Below are 15,305 nucleotides of genomic sequence, written 5' to 3'. Positions count from 1 at the left end.
TGGCTTGACGCCATATTGCATAATTCGATTTTTTTATATAATAAAAATTTAATAACTTACTAAGAGTAAACGCTTATTTTCCGTGAGCACCGTGCGGAACATATTACAACACAAAGGCAGGGTAGTATATACGATCAGCCCGGAACGCTGTGTATACGAAGCACTTGAAGCCTTGGAAGAAAAGAACCTTGGCGCCCTGGTAGTAGTAGGGAAGAATGGCACGCTGGTTGGAATCTTCACCGAAAGGGACTATGCACGCAAGATCGTCCTTAAAGGACGCTCATCCAAAGAGACCCAGGTGGGGGATATTATGACCGGCAACCCGGTAGCAGTTTCACCAGACACGAAGATCGAAGAATGCATGCAACTGATGACCGACAAATTCCTCCGGCACTTACCCGTTCTGGAGAATGGCGAACTGGTCGGCATCGTCTCCATCGGCGACCTGGTGAAATTCATTATTAGCGAAAAGGATTATATCATCGAAAGGCTGGAACATTATATCTATGAAGCGTAAGGAAGTGCGCTTATACATGACGGGCAGACTGGTCTTGCTCTTTCCTTTTGACATGCGGAGTCCCTCCGCCAGTAGATTTGTATGCCATCGAATGAATCCCATAGTACGCTGTTGTGGCCGCTGCTGCTGTATACCATCCTCGTGGTAATACTACTTGCCGCCATTCTCGCCCTCTCTTACCTGTTAGGACAGCGGCACGACGACCGGGCCACCGGTAAACCATATGAAGGGGGCATCGAGCAGACAGGCGCGGCAAGACTTCGATTTTCCGCAAAATTCTACCTGGTGGCTATGTTGTTCGTCATCTTCGACGTGGAAGCCGTCTTTATTATGCTGTGGGCGCTGGGCTTCTATGCCTTGGGCTGGCGGGGCTACCTTGGAGTGCTGGTATTCATTGGCCAGTTGCTGGTGGTGCTGGTCTATGAGTGGGGCATCGGAGCGCTGTCCATCGGTGCCGATGCGAAAAAGATACTGAAAGAATATAAAAAGATCAAATTGAATTCCGATGAAATGGTGGCTAAGCAACCCTGGTGATCCAGCCGGCAAGACATCCGGCACCGGCAGCCTGGAAGAGGCTGTCAGCAGGAGTCTTATGCTGACCACCGTGCAGGGCCTGTTGGCGTGGGGCCGGAAGAACTCGATGTGGCCCTTTCACTTTGGGTTAAGCTGCTGTTTTGTCGAAATGGCTACCAGCATCACCAGCAAATACGATATCGCCCGGTTTGGCGCCGAAGTCATCAGGGGTACTCCCCGTGAAGCGGATGTAATGGTTATTGCAGGTACAGTTTTTATAAAAATGGTCCCCGTCATCAAACGCCTGCACGAACAGATGATGGAACCCCGCTGGGTGATCTCCATGGGCAGCTGTGCTAACAGCGGCGGCATGTACGATATCTACAGTGTGGTGCAGGGCGTCGACAAATTCTTACCCGTTGATGTATATGTGCCGGGATGCCCTCCAAGACCCGACGCATTTATGCAGGGCCTGGTCCTCCTGGGAGAAATGGTAGGAAAAGAAAAGCGTCCCCTTAGCTGGACCATCGGGGAGCAGGGAGTCATCAGGGCCCCGCTTCCTTCCATGAAGGACAGAAGAAGAGAGATACGCAAAAGCATGACAAGTTTCAAAGGAATAGATGAGATATAGCGGGATCGCCTCCCGTGAGGATATTGAAATATGGAGACTGCAGTTCACATAGTAGAGGACATGCAGAACAGGTTCGGATCCGGGATTATTCTTCAGGAGCCGGCCGTCGATGAAACACCCACCTTGTGGGTGACGGGAGAAAACATTGTAACGGTGGTCGATCACCTGAGATCGAAGATCAGCCGTCCCTACAGCTTTCTCTATGATCTCTGCGGCATCGACGAACGCAACAGGACGAAGAAAAATCACCTGCCACCCGCCGATTTCACGATAGTCTATCACCTTTTCAGCTACGACCGGAATGATTTTATCCGGCTGAAGGTGCCGCTGCAAGGCGAATATCCTTCCCTTCCCTCTATCACCCCGGTGTTCGTCAACGCCAACTGGTACGAACGCGAGGTCTATGATATGTTCGGCATCCGGTTTGCAGGCCACCCCCATCTCCAACGCATTTTGATGCCGCTCACCTGGCAGGGCCATCCGCTGCGCAAAGAACATCCGGCCCGCGCGACGGACATGGGTCCCTTTCAGCTTTGGGACGAAAAGCAGGACGCCGAACAGGCAGCCCTGCAGTTCAGACCCGAGGAATGGGGGATGAAGCGGCATAGCGACGATGCCGATTTCATGTTCCTCAATATAGGTCCGCAACACCCGGGCACACACGGGGTATTGCGCATCATCCTGCAGCTGGATGGGGAAGAGATCGTCGACGCCGTACCGGAGATCGGGTTCCACCACCGCGGCGCGGAAAAAATGGGCGAGCGCCAGAGCTGGCACACCTATATACCTTACACCGACCGGGTAGATTATCTCGGCGGCGTTATGAACAACCTTGCCTACCTGCTTGCCGTAGAAAGGCTCGCGGGCATCGAAATACCCGATCGCGCCAGGGTCATCCGGGTAATGCTATGCGAATTGTTCCGCATCGCAAGCCACCTGGTATGGTTCGGTACCTTTGCGCAGGATCTGGGTCAGCTGTCGCCCGTATTTTACATGTTCACCGACAGAGAAAAGATCTTCGACATCATCGAAGCCATCTGCGGCGGGCGGATGCACCCCAACTGGTTTCGCATCGGCGGCGTGGCGCAAGACCTTCCCGGCGGATGGGCCAGACTGGTGCAGGATTTCGTCCACTACTTCCCAAAAAAGATCACCGAGTACCGGAAAATGGTCATCGACAACAGCCTGTTCAAGGCGCGCACCAGGGGCGTGGGCATCTACACGTTGCAGGAAGCTATCGATTGGGGCGTGACAGGGCCGGGCCTGAGGGCCTGTGGCCTGGAATGGGATCTCAGGAAAAAGCGGCCTTATTCCGGGTATGAACAGTTCGATTTCGAGATTCCGACGGCGCTCAACGGCGACTGTTACGATCGTTCACTGGTGCGCGTGGAAGAAATGCGGCAAAGCCTGCGCATAGTGGCACAATGCCTCAACAACATGCCCGCAGGCAGGTATAAGGCGGAACACGCACTGGCCACCCCGCCGGACAAGCAATACACGATGCAGGATATCGAGACCCTGATCACGCATTTCCTGAATGTCAGCTGGGGCCCCGTGATACCCGCGGGGGAAGCCATGAGCTGCATCGAAGCCACCAAAGGAGCCAACGGGTACTATCTTATCAGCGATGGGGGCACCTCGGCCTACAGAGTGAGGATACGAACGCCGTCCTTCCCCCACATGCAGATGGTTCCTTATATCAGCAAGGGGTATACCGTGGCCGACCTCCTCGCCATCCTGGGCAGTGTGGATTTCGTCCTCGCCGATATAGACCGGTAACAAACAACACCGGTAACAAAAAAATAAAAGTCATGCTATCCGACGCAGAAATAACAGCCATCAACCACGAGATCAGCCTGGTGCCTCACAAGAAGGCCGCTGTCATCGAGGCATTAAAAGTCATACTACAGCACCGGCACTGGGTCAGCGATGAGTGTGTAGAGTCGGTTGCGGAGTTGCTGGAAATGAGCCCCGCGGAGGTGGACAGCGTGGCCAGCTTCTACAACCTCATCTTCCGCAAGCCGGTAGGCAGACATGTGATCCATCTGTGCGACAGCATCTCCTGCTATGTGATGGGCTATGAAGAGCTGTACCAGGCCTTGCAGCAAATGCTGGACATTCGATTCGGCGAGACGGATACGGACGGGCGCTTCACCCTGCTCCCCAACTGCTGCCTGGGCTGCTGTGATCATGCCCCTGCCCTGATGATCGATGAAGACTTGTATCAGGACGTAAAGCCCGGGCAATTGAAAAGGATGCTCAAAAAATATTCATAACAGCTATAACCCGCCTCTCATGGAACGTCCATTGACAAAACATATCAGCTTCCGGAGACCTTCTCTGGCCTTGGAAGAATATGAACGGACGGGCGGCTATGCGGCGGTGCGGAAGGCACTGAAGCAGCTGACGCCGGAAGATATCCAGCAACAGGTGCTGGCCAGCACCCTGAAAGGCAGGGGTGGGGCCGGGTTCAGCACGGGGACAAAATGGGGGCTGATCCCAATGGGAGCCGACGCGCCGCATCCGAAATACCTCATCGCCAATGCCGATGAAATGGAGCCTGGCACCTTCAAGGACAGGCTCCTGCTGGAAGGCAACCCGCATCAGCTGATAGAGGGAATGATCCTGTCGGCCTATGCCATCCAGGCCGACATCGCCTATATTTTTCTGCGCTGGGCTTACCGTAAGGCGGCAGTGCTGTTACAGCAAAGCATCGAAGAAGCCTACGGCGCCGGCTACCTGGGGAAGCATATCCTTGGCGGCAGCTGGAGCCTGGAAATGCACCTGCACACCGGCGTCGGCAGGTATATGTGCGGCGAAGAGACCGCCCTGTTGAATGCATTGGAAGGCAAACGCGCCACGCCGAGGGCGAAACCCCCCTTCCCCCAGTTGAGCGGGCTGTTCGGCAAGCCCACCATCGTCAACAATGTGGAGACGCTCTGCTGTATCCCCCACATCGTCAACAATGGGGCGGACTGGTTTAAAAGCCTGAGCCGTTGCGCAGAGGGCGGGACAAAATTATACGGCGTCAGCGGGAAGGTAAACCACCCCGGCTGCTGGGAATTGCCCATGGGGACCACCATCCGGGAATTGCTGCACCATGCCGGCGGGATGAAGAACGGACACCGCTTGAAGGGACTCCTGCCCGGTGGGGCCTCCACCGACTTCCTGACAGAGCAACACCTCGATACCCCGTTGGATTATACATCGGTGGCGGCAGCCGGAAGCCGGCTGGGCACTGGGACCATCATCGTCCTGGATGATGCCACCTGCCCGGTGGGGTTCGTGCACAACCTCCAACATTTTTTTGCGCAGGAAAGCTGCGGCTGGTGTACACCCTGCCGGGAAGGTCTTCCCTGGGTGGAAAAGACCCTTTTATCCATTGAAAGGGGAGAAGCAACGCCGGAAGACATCGAACTGCTTCGAATGCATACCCACATGCTGGGGCCCGGCCATACTTTTTGCGCGCTGGCGCCCGGCGCAATGGAACCTTTGCAAAGCGCCTTACACTACTTTATGGATGATTTCGAAAGACATCTCACCGAAAAGAAATGCCCGTATGCCAACCATTTACATCGATAGTAAGCCATATGAGGCGCTGGCGGGGAAAAACCTGCTGGAAACCTGCCTGGGTCTGGGCATCGACCTGCCCTATTTCTGTTGGCATCCGGCCCTCGGCAGCGTGGGCGCCTGCCGGCAATGCGCGGTCAAGGTATTCAAGGACGCGCAGGATGGAACAGGCAGACTGGTAATGAGCTGCATGGAAATGGTGAAGGAAGGAATGCGGGCATCCGTCAGCGACAAAGACGCCGTCGCCTTCCGGGCCCAGGTGATCGAATGGCTCATGACTAACCATCCGCATGATTGTCCCGTCTGCGATGAAGGCGGCAGCTGCCACCTGCAGGATATGACCGTGATGACAGGGCATGACTACCGGCGCTTCCGGTACAAAAAACGCACCTACGAGAACCAGAACCTCGGCCCCTTCCTGCACCATGAAATGAACCGTTGCATCCAGTGTTACCGCTGCGTCCGGTTCTACCACGACTATGCAGGTGGTAAGGACCTCGGCGTCTTCGCCGCGCATAACCATGTTTACTTCGGGCGGGAGACCAGCGGCATCCTGGAAAGCCCCTTCAGCGGAAACCTGGTGGAAGTGTGCCCCACCGGCGTATTCACGGACAAGCTCCTGAAGGAACACTATACCCGCAAATGGGATCTTGCCAGCGCTCCTTCCATTTGCCAGCATTGCAGTCTCGGCTGCAATATTTTCACCGGCGAACGCTATGGCCGGCTACGGCAGATCACCAACCGGTATAACAGTGAAGTAAATGGCTATTTCCTCTGCGACAAAGGCCGCTTCGGCTATGCTTTTGTAAACGACGTTAACCGTGTTACCCGCCCGCTTCTACGCAACCAGACCATCGAAGCGGTGGACGAGGCGCCCCTGATGAAGACCCTCAGGGAAATGCTTTCCGGTGAAGAGCTCATCGGCATCGGTTCGCCCAGGGCGTCTATAGAAAGCAATTTCTCCCTCATCCAGCTGGTGGGCAGGGATAACTTTTACCAGGGATTGCCGGAATATCCCGCTTATCTGTCGGGCAAGGTCGCCGAACTGGTGCAGTCGGGCGCCCTCTATGTCCCTTCCCTGAAAGAGATAGAAGCATCCGATGCCGTGCTCGTCCTGGGCGAGGATATCTGGAACACCGCCCCGGTGATGGCATTGGCCGTTCGCCAGGCGGTGGTGAGAACTGCCGCGGCGCAGGCCGGGAAACAGTCAGGGCTACCCGCATGGCATGATCTTGCCGTGAAGGAGGCCACACAGGAAAAGAAAGGTTTCCTGGCCAATCTCACGGTCTGCCCGAGCCCGCTCGACGAAGAAGCCGCCTTCTCCCTCCGGAGAGCGCCGGATACCATCGCCAGACTCGGATTTGCCATCGCCCATGCGATCGATCCTTCACTGCCATCCCTGCCGGACATATCAACCGCGATGCGATCGATCGTCAACTCCATCGCCGGAGCCTTGCGCAGCGCACAGCATCCCGTCATCATCAGCGGCGTCTCCTGCTATAACGAAGGGCTCATCAAGGCTGCCTGTACGATCGCCGCGGCGCTGCATACCATCGGGCTTAGGGCCGGTGTGGCTTACGTGCTGCCGGAATGCAATAGTATGGGGCTGGCCCTCCTGCATGCCCCTTCCTTCGACAATGCCACGGCAAGGGTGCTAAGCAAACCAGGTGTCACGGCCATCATCCTCGAGGCCGACATCTATCGCACGGTTGCGGAAAAAGAGGCCGACGCCTTCTTCGATGCCTGCAAACACATCATCGTCCTGGATTCGATGCACAACCGCACTACCCAAAAGGCCCATGCACTGCTCCCCGCAGCCGCTTTCGCCGAGACGGATGGGACGATCATCAACTATGAAGCCCGGGCCCAGCAGTATTTCCAGGTGCTCGCGCCGCAACAGGACATCCGGGCAAGCTGGAAGTGGCTGGGGAAACTGAAGGGCCTCCGCGCGGCAGCCGGCAACGGGCAGCAGGTTCATCCCGACGAAATCTTACAGCAGTTGGAGCAGGCACTTCCCGCCTTCAAAGGCATATCCCGGGTGGCGCCTTCCCCTGACTTTCGCGTGCACGGACAGCCGATCCCGCGTGACCCACAGCGTTACAGCGGCCGCACTGCCATATTGGCCAATCTCACCGTCAGCGAGCCCCGTCCTCCGCAGGATACCGATTCCCCCCTGGCCTTCAGCATGGAGGGATACCCGGGCATACCGCCGCCGGCGCTGATCCCCTTCTACTGGGCGCCAGGATGGAATTCGAACCAGTCCGTGAGCAAGTATCAGCAGGAGCCGGGCGGCGCATTACGCGACGGAGATCCCGGTGTACTGCTTTCCGGCCAGGCCGTACTGCGCCTCACCGGTGAAGAAAAACCAACGGCCCCGCCGCTGTTCATGGATATTCCCGAGGCTTTCGAGGCCCGGGAAGACAGATGGCTCCTGCTTCCACAGGTCCATTTGTTCGGTTCGGACGAACTCAGCAGTTATACGCCGGGCATCCGCCGGCTGGCGCCCCAGCCCTATATTGGCCTGGGTGAAGCAGATGCCACTGCGTTGGGAGTGATAGAAGGCGACGACATTTTCGTATGGCTGGAGGGGAAAGCTTGTTCCTTCCCCCTGGCCATACGCAAGGGGTTGTGCCCCGGCATCACTCTGCTACCCATGGGCATACCCGGTATACCCGTACCCCAGTGGGGCTCGTGGGTGAAAATAACCTTGTCCGAAGATGCCGAAGAGATCAGGTGTCCTTCAAAGATCTTTTAACCGATCGATATGACCGTATTTCAACATATCCTCATCGTTCTTGGCGTACTGTTCGTACTGCTAACCATCGCGGCCGGACTCATCTGGGTCGAACGGCGATTGCTGGCCTTATGGCAGGACAGGCTGGGACCCAACCGCGCCGGTCCGCTGGGGATATTCATCGTGGTAGCAGATACGCTGAAATTATTCTTCAAGGAAGACTGGATACCGCCCTTTGCAGACAAATGGGTTTTCGTCGCCGCCCCCGCCATAGTAGTAGCCAGCGTACTGATGAGCTTTGTGATCATCCCGTTTTCCCCCGTCATTGTGATCGCCGACCTGAACGTGGGGCTCTTGTTCTTTCTGGCCATGTCCTCATTGGGCGTCTATAGCATCGTCCTCGGCGGCTGGGCATCCAACAATAAATATTCGCTGCTGGGAGCATTAAGAGGGGCTTCCCAGATGATGGCGTACGAAGTATTCATGGGGCTGTCCTTAATGGGCGTGGTCATGCTCACCGGTTCCTTCAACCTGCAGGATATAGTAGCCGCACAGCGCAGCATGTGGTTCATCGTCTATCAACCCCTGGGGTTCATCCTGTTCTTCATCGCAGGCGTCGCAGAGACCCACCGGCTGCCATTCGATATTCCCGAGGCGGAAAGCGAACTGATCGCAGGGTATCACGCGGAATACTCCGGGATGAAGTTCGGGATGTTCTTTATCGGGGAATACCTGGGCATCACCCTCATCTCGGCCATGACGGTAACCATGTTCTTCGGCGGCTGGCTTGGTCCCGGCTTCCTCCCACCCTGGTTCTGGTTTGGGGGGAAGACGGCTATATTCATCGGCCTGTTCATCCTGCTCAGGGCCTCGCTGCCAAGACCCCGCTACGATCAGCTCATTGGATTTGGTTGGAAGCTGCTGCTGCCGTTGGTGCTGGCAAACCTACTGGTCACCGGCGCCGTCGCCCTGTTATTAAAAAAATAAATACGTATGTTAAGTCTCTTGCGAACCATATGGCTGGTGTTCTTACACCTCTTCCACAAAAAAGCCACCATCGAATACCCCGAGGAGAAGATACCCCTGCATCCGCGCTACCGGGGCCGCATCGTGCTGACGAGAGACCCGGACGGACAGGAACGCTGCGTAGGATGCTACCTGTGCGCGGCCGCCTGCCCGGTGGACTGCATCGCCTTACAAGCCGCTGAGGATGAAAACGGACGGAGATATCCGGAGTTCTTCCGGATCAATTTCTCGCGGTGCATCTTTTGTGGCTATTGTGAAGATGCCTGTCCCACCTATGCCATTCAGCTGATCCCCGACGTGGAAATGGCGGAATTCCACCGGCAGGATCTCGTATTCGAAAAAGAGGATCTGCTCATCGACAGCGAAGGGAAATATCCCGGGTATAATTATTATAAAATAGCGGGCATCACAGCCGGCGTCAAGGAAACAGGTCAGGGTGCCAATGAGGAACCGCCGGTGGATGTCCACAGCTTACTACCATAATGTCAACCTTATTTTACCTATCATCCCTGGTAGCCATTGTCGCTACGCTGATGGTGATCACCCGCTATCATCCCATCCATGCACTGCTCTACCTGGTGGTTTCCTTTCTTGCCGTGGCTATGATCTTCCTGTCCCTGGGCGCTCCTTTTGTAGCCGTGCTGGAAGTGATCATCTATGCCGGCGCGATCATGGTCCTTTTCATTTTCGTGGTCATGATGCTCAACCTTGATAAAGACACAGCCTTGCAGGAGAAGCAATGGTTGCGGCCCAGGGTATGGGTGGGGCCTGCATTGCTGACGCTGGTCTTGTTGCTTGAAATAGGTGTCCTGCTGGTGCGGGGAGACCTTCCTGCCTTGCAGCTAGCGGTCGTGACTCCGCGACAAGTGGCCCTCTCCCTGTATGGCGAATACCTCATTGCCGTGGAGTTAGCAGGGTTCCTCCTCATGGCCGGCATTGTAGGGGCCGCACACATCGGTAAACATAAAAAAGAAAGCCTTCACCGTTTCCTGCGAGAGGAAACCGATGCCCACGAGGCATCAGCAGGGGACGCCCGCGAGGTGCACACCGGGGACGGCGAAGGCATACCGGAAAAGGAGCGTAAAACATGGCAGTTGTAAACATCGATAGGGTCCTTTTCGTCGCGGCCGTGCTGTTCCTGCTCGGGCTCACGGGCGTGCTGACCCGAAAGAATATCCTTTTTATGCTCATCTCCATAGAGATCATGCTGAATGCCGCGGGCCTCGCATTCGTAGCAGCCGGATCCAAGTGGCATCAACCCGATGGCCAGGCGATGTTCCTGTTCATATTGGCCATGGCCGCAGCGGAGGTCTCCGTGGGGCTGGCCCTGGTGATGCAGATCTGGCATCAGCATAAGACGATGGATGTGGAAGACCTGAATAAATTGAAAGATGAATGAGCTTGCCTATATTCCCGCTTTGCCCCTGTTGGGGTTCCTGGTGCTGGCGCTGGGCGGACGGCGTATGTCCCAAAAAGCCGTCGCCATCACGGGTGCGGGGAGCGTGTGCGCCGCCGCTCTCCTGACGATGGTTCTTTGCGGGCAATTTTTCGGAAGCGGGGCTGTGGGGGCTGCCGCGGGGCATGCCTCACCTGCCTCGGTTCACTATGACCTCCAATTGGGGCAATGGTTCCACGCCGGGGCTTTGTCCATATCCTTTGGTCTCAGGGTGGACTCCCTGTCGCTGGTGTTTATGTTCATCATCACCTTCGTGGGGGCCCTGATACACCTTTATTCCACGGCCTTCATGCGGGGCGATCGGGATTATGCGCGCTTCTTCGCCTGCATGAACCTGTTCGTATGCGCCATGCTGATCCTGGTGATGGCCGATAATCTCGTCCTGCTCTACCTGGGATGGGAAGGGGTCGGGCTATGCAGCTACCTCCTCATCGGGTTCTGGTACGATTCCCCCGCCAATTGCCTGGCCGCCAATAAGGCTTTCATCATCACCCGCATCGGTGATACGGCCCTGCTCATCGGGTTGTTCCTCCTCTTCAAAGAACTGGCGACGCTGGATATAGCAGCCATCCTCAGGCAATCCCCCGGGCATTTCCGGCTCGGCTCTCCCGTCATTACCCTCATCGCGTTGCTCTTCCTCGCAGGTGGAATGGGTAAGTCGGCGCAGCTGCCGCTCCAGACATGGCTGCCGGATGCCATGGCCGGGCCTTCTCCTGTCAGCGCCCTCATACACGCCGCCACGATGGTCACGGCAGGCGTCTACCTCATCGCACGAATGCATGTACTGTTCCAGCTTTCCCCGCTGGCGATGACCGTCACCGCGATAACAGGCGCTCTCACCCTGCTGGTGGCCGCGTGCAGCGCCATGGTGCAGACGGATATCAAACGTATCCTGGCTTATTCCACCATCAGCCAGATAGGGTATATGTTCCTCGCATTGGGTGTCGGGGCATACGGCGCCGCCATTTTTCATTTCTTCACGCACGCCTTCTTTAAGGCATTGCTGTTCCTTGCCGCCGGCGCCGTCATCGAATCCCTCCATCATGAGCACAATATCTTCAGGATGGGCGGGCTGAAGGATAAGCTGCCGGTAGTATATTGGACTTTCCTGGCCGGCGCCGCGTCGCTGGCCGCTTTGCCCCTGGTAAGCGCTGGCTTCTACAGCAAGGAGCAGATACTTTGGTATGCCTGGCGCGCCGCCAATGGCGGCACTGCATTATGGCTGGCGGCCCTTGCAGGTGCAGTGATCACCGCCTTTTATTCCACCCGGCTGCTGCTGGTGGTTTTTTGGGGCGAGGCCAAAACATCTGTCTCCTCTCGTCCGGGACGGCTGATCACCATTCCTCTGATCATACTCGCATTCCTTTCCCTCACGGCGGGCTTCGTGGAATGGCCGCACAACCTGCTACCCGTGCACCTTTTTTCCGGCTTCCTGCAAAGCGTGCTGCCGGCCCCCGCCACCCGGAGCGGCGGTGAGACCATCGGACAGTTATTAGCCGTCATGGCGACCCTCGCCGGCATCGGCGTGGGCTACCAACTGTATCACCGGCAACCGGAGATCGGGATCATTACGCGATGGCAGCAACGGCCCCTCGCGGCAGCCATCCGTAACTTCCTGTTCGGGGGCTGGGGATTCGATCGGTTATACGATACCTTGTTTGTCCGTCCCCTTGTAAGCATCACCCGGCTCAACCGGGCAGATATCTTCGATCAACTGTACGTTGCCGTTGTCCGGGCAGCCCGGACAGGCCACCGGCTGCTGTCCGCCTCCCAGAACGGCTCTCTTCGCTGGTATGCGGTGGGTGTGCTGATGGGGATCCTGTTTATTCTAACCTTATTGTTATGATACTCGTTTGGATAATAGGCTTATTACTTTGCGGGGGCATCCTATGCTGGCTGACGGACACCTGGAAAGCCGGCTACGCGAAATGGATCGCCCTGGCCTCGGTTGTCGCCGACGGGCTCATAATAAGCGCCCTGCTGGTGCATTTTGTCACCGGCACCGGGCCGCAGGCCGTCTCTCCATACCCTGCGCCGCAGGTCACCACCCCTTCCGCTGAGCCGCATGCCGCCTCCCCCCACGCTGCAACGCCCTGGTTGATAGATTACCGCAACACCTGGATACCTTCCTTCGGCATCAGTCTTCGCCTGTCGATGGATGGGTTGAGCCTGATATTGCTGTCGCTTACTATTTTCCTCGGTTTGCTGGCGGTGCTCAGCTCCTGGAAAGAGATCAGCGAAAGGACAGGCTTCTTCTATTTCAACCTCCTGTGGACCCTGGCTGGCATTGCCGGAGTCTTTCTGGCGACCGACCTGTTCCTCTTCTATTTCTTCTGGGAAGTGATGCTCGTGCCGATGTATCTGCTCATCCTCATCTGGGGCGACAGCAACCGCCGGTATGCCGCCTATAAATTCTTCCTTTTTACGCAAGCCGGCGGATTGCTGATGCTGCTGGCGATACTGGCGTTGTATTTCATCCATGGCCGGCAAAGTGGAACATACACCTTCGATTATTTCGCCATCTTACAATCCACCCTGTCCCCGACTGCCGCCCGGTGGATCATGCTCGGATTCCTGGCTGCCTTTGCGGTGAAACTGCCCGTGGTGCCCCTGCACAATTGGTTGCCCGATGCGCACAGCGAAGCGCCCACCGCCGGTAGCATAGTACTGGCGGGACTGCTGCTCAAGACCGGCGCTTACGGCATCATCCGGTTTGTATTACCCTTTTTCCCGCAGGCTTCGACAGCCATTGCTCCTTGGGCTATGCTGGCGGGCGTCATCAGCATCGTATACGGAGCCCTGCTGGCCTTCGCCCAAACCGATCTCAAACGCCTCATCGCCTATACTTCCGTAAGCCACATGGGATTTGTGCTGCTGGGCATCTTTGCGATGCAGGAAACGGCGATGCAGGGTGTGGTCATCCAGCTGATTGCCCACGGGATCAGCACCGGCGCCTTGTTCGCAATTGCGGGGATGATAAAGGAAAGACTGCATACGCGGGAATTGGCCCGGATGGGCGGTCTGCAAACTTCCATGCCCGCCATGGGAAACCTGGCGATGGTTTTTGCCATGGCTTCGCTGGGATTGCCGTTGTTCGGGAATTTCATCGCGGAATTCCTTATTCTGCTGGGAGCATTTCCGCAATACGCCACCCTGGTGGTCATCGCCAGCACGGCATTGGTGTTCTCTGCCCTCTATTGCCTTCGGATGATGATGAGGGTTTTCTTCGGTCCGGCCGCCCCTCCGACCATCACTCCGCCCACCGCTTCGGCACAGCAGGATATTGATAGCAGAGAATGGATCATTTTAGGCCTGCTTTGCGTTGGCATCGTGTTACTGGGATTATACCCCCAGCCGGTGATGGATCTGGCAAAAGAGACGATACAACAATTAACCCTCAACTTCAGGATATGAATGAATTACAGTTTCAGGCGCTGCTTCCGTTCATCGTGCTGGCCGCCGCCTCCATTCTGGTGATCTTATCCATCGCCTTCGGCCGCAGCCACACCTTCATACAGGTGGCAGGATTCGGGATGATGTGCCTGGTAGTGCTGGCCATGTGGTTAGTAAGAGATGCCTTACCGCGGGAGATCGCTCCTTTGCTGGTAGTGGACGGCCTCGGAGCGTTGTTCACAGGATTGATCATATTTTCCGTCCTCGTGATAGGATTGCTGTCGTTTATTTACTTCGAAGAGCGGGAGGAAAACCCCAAAGAATATTATATCCTTTTGTTCCTGGCCACGCTTGGCTCGGCCGTGCTGACGATCAGCCGCCATTTTATCTCGTTGTTCATAGGGCTGGAGTTACTGAGCGTAAGCCTGTATGCGCTCATCGCCTACCTACGTACCCGGAACAATGCCGTGGAGGCAGGGATGAAATACCTGATGCTCGCTGCGTTGTCTTCTGCCTTCCTGCTGTTCGGCATGGCCCTCATTTACCTGGAGACAGGAAGCATGGAGTTCACGGGCATCGCACGGGGATTGCCGTCCTCGGGCACGCCCATCCTCTTCATCATGGGCATGGGATTCCTGCTGGTGGCGATAGGATTCAAACTCGCGCTGGCGCCCTTCCACCTTTGGGCAGCCGACGTTTACCAGGGCGCTCCTTCCCCGGTGACGGTCTTTATTGCCACCGTTTCCAAGACAGGCGTGTTTGCCGTCCTGCTGCGGTTTGCCCAGGCCGTTCACCTGCAGCAGTATCCGGCGGCGATGACCATAGTTGTCGTCATCTCGGTGGCATCGATGATCGTGGGCAATCTGCTGGCGTTGCAGCAACAAAATATCAAACGGCTGCTCGCCTACTCCTCCATCGCCCATTTCGGCTACCTGCTCGTTGCCTTCCTCCCAGGCGATGCTGCCGGTGCAGAAGCCGGGTTCTTTTATTTGCTGGCCTATTCGATCACGCTGCTTTCCGCTTTTGGCGTCATTACCTTGTTGTCCACGCGCCAGGAGGACGCCGGCGACCTGTCCGGCTACCGGGGATTATTTTGGAGAGATCCTGTGATGGGGGCCGTGTTGGCCGTTGCCCTTCTTTCCCTGGCGGGAATCCCGTTGACGGCCGGCTTTTTGGGAAAATTCCTGGTACTGGGCGCCGGCATCGGACGGCAGCTATGGGTCCCCGTCATCGTATTGGTGCTCACGAGCGTCATCGGCCTGTATTTCTACCTGCGCGTCATCAGCACCCTGTTCGAAAAGATGCCCCCGGCGCCCGCCCGTGCGAGGCCCCTTCACCCATTCTTCTATTACGCCACCTATGCTGTGCTGATCCTGCTGATGGGCCTGTCCTTTTGGCTGGGCACTTTTCCCCGGCCGGCTATCAGGGAAATAGAAGCCCTGCTCAACATAAGATTACTATAACA

The 15,305-nt window shown here is 56.6% G+C and carries 14 protein-coding genes; all 14 read left to right on the top strand.

Going from position 1 to position 15,305, the window contains the following annotated elements:
- Positions 1-91 precede the first annotated feature (91 nt).
- Positions 92-517, top strand: coding sequence for a CBS domain-containing protein (locus IEY39_RS12645; protein ID WP_229688889.1), 426 nt, complete (start codon positions 92-94; stop codon positions 515-517).
- 81 nt (positions 518-598) lie between these two features.
- On the top strand, positions 599-1,051 hold the full coding sequence (locus IEY39_RS12640) for an NADH-quinone oxidoreductase subunit A (RefSeq protein ID WP_188931962.1): 453 nt from the start codon (positions 599-601) through the stop codon (positions 1,049-1,051).
- A complete protein-coding gene (locus tag IEY39_RS12635; RefSeq protein ID WP_188931960.1) occupies positions 1,023-1,661 on the top strand; it encodes an NADH-quinone oxidoreductase subunit B in 639 nt (212 codons plus the stop codon). Before IEY39_RS12640 ends, IEY39_RS12635 begins: the two co-directional genes overlap by 29 nt.
- Positions 1,662-1,691: 30 nt before the next feature.
- Positions 1,692-3,440 (top strand): NADH-quinone oxidoreductase subunit C/D, encoded by a 1,749-nt coding sequence (gene nuoC / locus IEY39_RS12630; RefSeq protein ID WP_188931958.1) that lies wholly within the window; start codon positions 1,692-1,694, stop codon positions 3,438-3,440.
- 32 nt (positions 3,441-3,472) lie between these two features.
- Complete coding sequence (nuoE, locus tag IEY39_RS12625; protein WP_188931956.1) at positions 3,473-3,937, top strand: NADH-quinone oxidoreductase subunit NuoE; 465 nt, start codon at positions 3,473-3,475, stop codon at positions 3,935-3,937.
- 19 nt (positions 3,938-3,956) lie between these two features.
- Positions 3,957-5,243 carry an NADH-quinone oxidoreductase subunit NuoF gene (gene nuoF, locus IEY39_RS12620; RefSeq protein ID WP_188931953.1) on the top strand — a complete coding sequence of 429 codons (1,287 nt, stop codon included), beginning with the start codon at positions 3,957-3,959 and terminating at the stop codon, positions 5,241-5,243.
- A complete protein-coding gene (gene nuoG / locus IEY39_RS12615; RefSeq protein ID WP_188931950.1) occupies positions 5,221-7,986 on the top strand; it encodes an NADH-quinone oxidoreductase subunit NuoG in 2,766 nt (921 codons plus the stop codon). The genes nuoF and nuoG overlap by 23 nt, the downstream gene beginning before the upstream one ends.
- 9 nt (positions 7,987-7,995) lie before the next feature.
- A complete protein-coding gene (gene nuoH, locus IEY39_RS12610) occupies positions 7,996-8,952 on the top strand; it encodes an NADH-quinone oxidoreductase subunit NuoH (RefSeq protein ID WP_188931948.1) in 957 nt (318 codons plus the stop codon).
- 6 nt (positions 8,953-8,958) lie between these two features.
- Positions 8,959-9,474 carry an NADH-quinone oxidoreductase subunit NuoI gene (gene nuoI / locus IEY39_RS12605; protein ID WP_188931946.1) on the top strand — a complete coding sequence of 172 codons (516 nt, stop codon included), beginning with the start codon at positions 8,959-8,961 and terminating at the stop codon, positions 9,472-9,474.
- Entirely contained in the window at positions 9,474-10,091 is a 618-nt protein-coding gene (gene nuoJ / locus IEY39_RS12600) for an NADH-quinone oxidoreductase subunit J (RefSeq protein ID WP_188931943.1), read from the top strand. The genes nuoI and nuoJ overlap by 1 nt, the downstream gene beginning before the upstream one ends.
- Positions 10,079-10,390, top strand: coding sequence for an NADH-quinone oxidoreductase subunit NuoK (nuoK, locus tag IEY39_RS12595; RefSeq protein ID WP_188931942.1), 312 nt, complete (start codon positions 10,079-10,081; stop codon positions 10,388-10,390). The genes nuoJ and nuoK overlap by 13 nt, the downstream gene beginning before the upstream one ends.
- Positions 10,383-12,293, top strand: coding sequence for an NADH-quinone oxidoreductase subunit L (gene nuoL / locus IEY39_RS12590; protein ID WP_188931940.1), 1,911 nt, complete (start codon positions 10,383-10,385; stop codon positions 12,291-12,293). The genes nuoK and nuoL overlap by 8 nt, the downstream gene beginning before the upstream one ends.
- Positions 12,290-13,861 (top strand): complex I subunit 4 family protein, encoded by a 1,572-nt coding sequence (locus tag IEY39_RS12585; RefSeq protein ID WP_188931938.1) that lies wholly within the window; start codon positions 12,290-12,292, stop codon positions 13,859-13,861. Before nuoL ends, IEY39_RS12585 begins: the two co-directional genes overlap by 4 nt.
- On the top strand, positions 13,858-15,303 hold the full coding sequence (locus tag IEY39_RS12580) for an NADH-quinone oxidoreductase subunit N (RefSeq protein WP_188931936.1): 1,446 nt from the start codon (positions 13,858-13,860) through the stop codon (positions 15,301-15,303). Before IEY39_RS12585 ends, IEY39_RS12580 begins: the two co-directional genes overlap by 4 nt.
- Positions 15,304-15,305: the final 2 nt, after the last annotated feature.

Origin of the sequence: Puia dinghuensis (genome assembly GCF_014642875.1) — a bacterium.
Lineage (GTDB): Bacteria > Bacteroidota > Bacteroidia > Chitinophagales > Chitinophagaceae > Puia > Puia dinghuensis.
Note: the sequence above shows the minus strand (reverse complement) of the source record. Positions and strands in the feature narration are given on the sequence as shown.

What these genes read in the sequence shown, in the direction of transcription:
- IEY39_RS12640 (WP_188931962.1), top strand. Translation starts at nt 599, where the DNA reads ATGCCATCGAATGAATCCCATAGTACGCTGTTGTGGCCGCTGCTGCTG.
- IEY39_RS12635 (WP_188931960.1), top strand. Translation starts at nt 1,023, where the DNA reads ATGAAATGGTGGCTAAGCAACCCTGGTGATCCAGCCGGCAAGACATCC.
- nuoC (WP_188931958.1), top strand. Translation starts at nt 1,692, where the DNA reads ATGGAGACTGCAGTTCACATAGTAGAGGACATGCAGAACAGGTTCGGA.
- nuoE (WP_188931956.1), top strand. Translation starts at nt 3,473, where the DNA reads ATGCTATCCGACGCAGAAATAACAGCCATCAACCACGAGATCAGCCTG.
- nuoF (WP_188931953.1), top strand. Translation starts at nt 3,957, where the DNA reads ATGGAACGTCCATTGACAAAACATATCAGCTTCCGGAGACCTTCTCTG.
- nuoG (WP_188931950.1), top strand. Translation starts at nt 5,221, where the DNA reads ATGCCAACCATTTACATCGATAGTAAGCCATATGAGGCGCTGGCGGGG.
- nuoH (WP_188931948.1), top strand. Translation starts at nt 7,996, where the DNA reads ATGACCGTATTTCAACATATCCTCATCGTTCTTGGCGTACTGTTCGTA.
- nuoI (WP_188931946.1), top strand. Translation starts at nt 8,959, where the DNA reads ATGTTAAGTCTCTTGCGAACCATATGGCTGGTGTTCTTACACCTCTTC.
- nuoJ (WP_188931943.1), top strand. Translation starts at nt 9,474, where the DNA reads ATGTCAACCTTATTTTACCTATCATCCCTGGTAGCCATTGTCGCTACG.
- nuoK (WP_188931942.1), top strand. Translation starts at nt 10,079, where the DNA reads ATGGCAGTTGTAAACATCGATAGGGTCCTTTTCGTCGCGGCCGTGCTG.
- nuoL (WP_188931940.1), top strand. Translation starts at nt 10,383, where the DNA reads ATGAATGAGCTTGCCTATATTCCCGCTTTGCCCCTGTTGGGGTTCCTG.
- IEY39_RS12585 (WP_188931938.1), top strand. Translation starts at nt 12,290, where the DNA reads ATGATACTCGTTTGGATAATAGGCTTATTACTTTGCGGGGGCATCCTA.
- IEY39_RS12580 (WP_188931936.1), top strand. Translation starts at nt 13,858, where the DNA reads ATGAATGAATTACAGTTTCAGGCGCTGCTTCCGTTCATCGTGCTGGCC.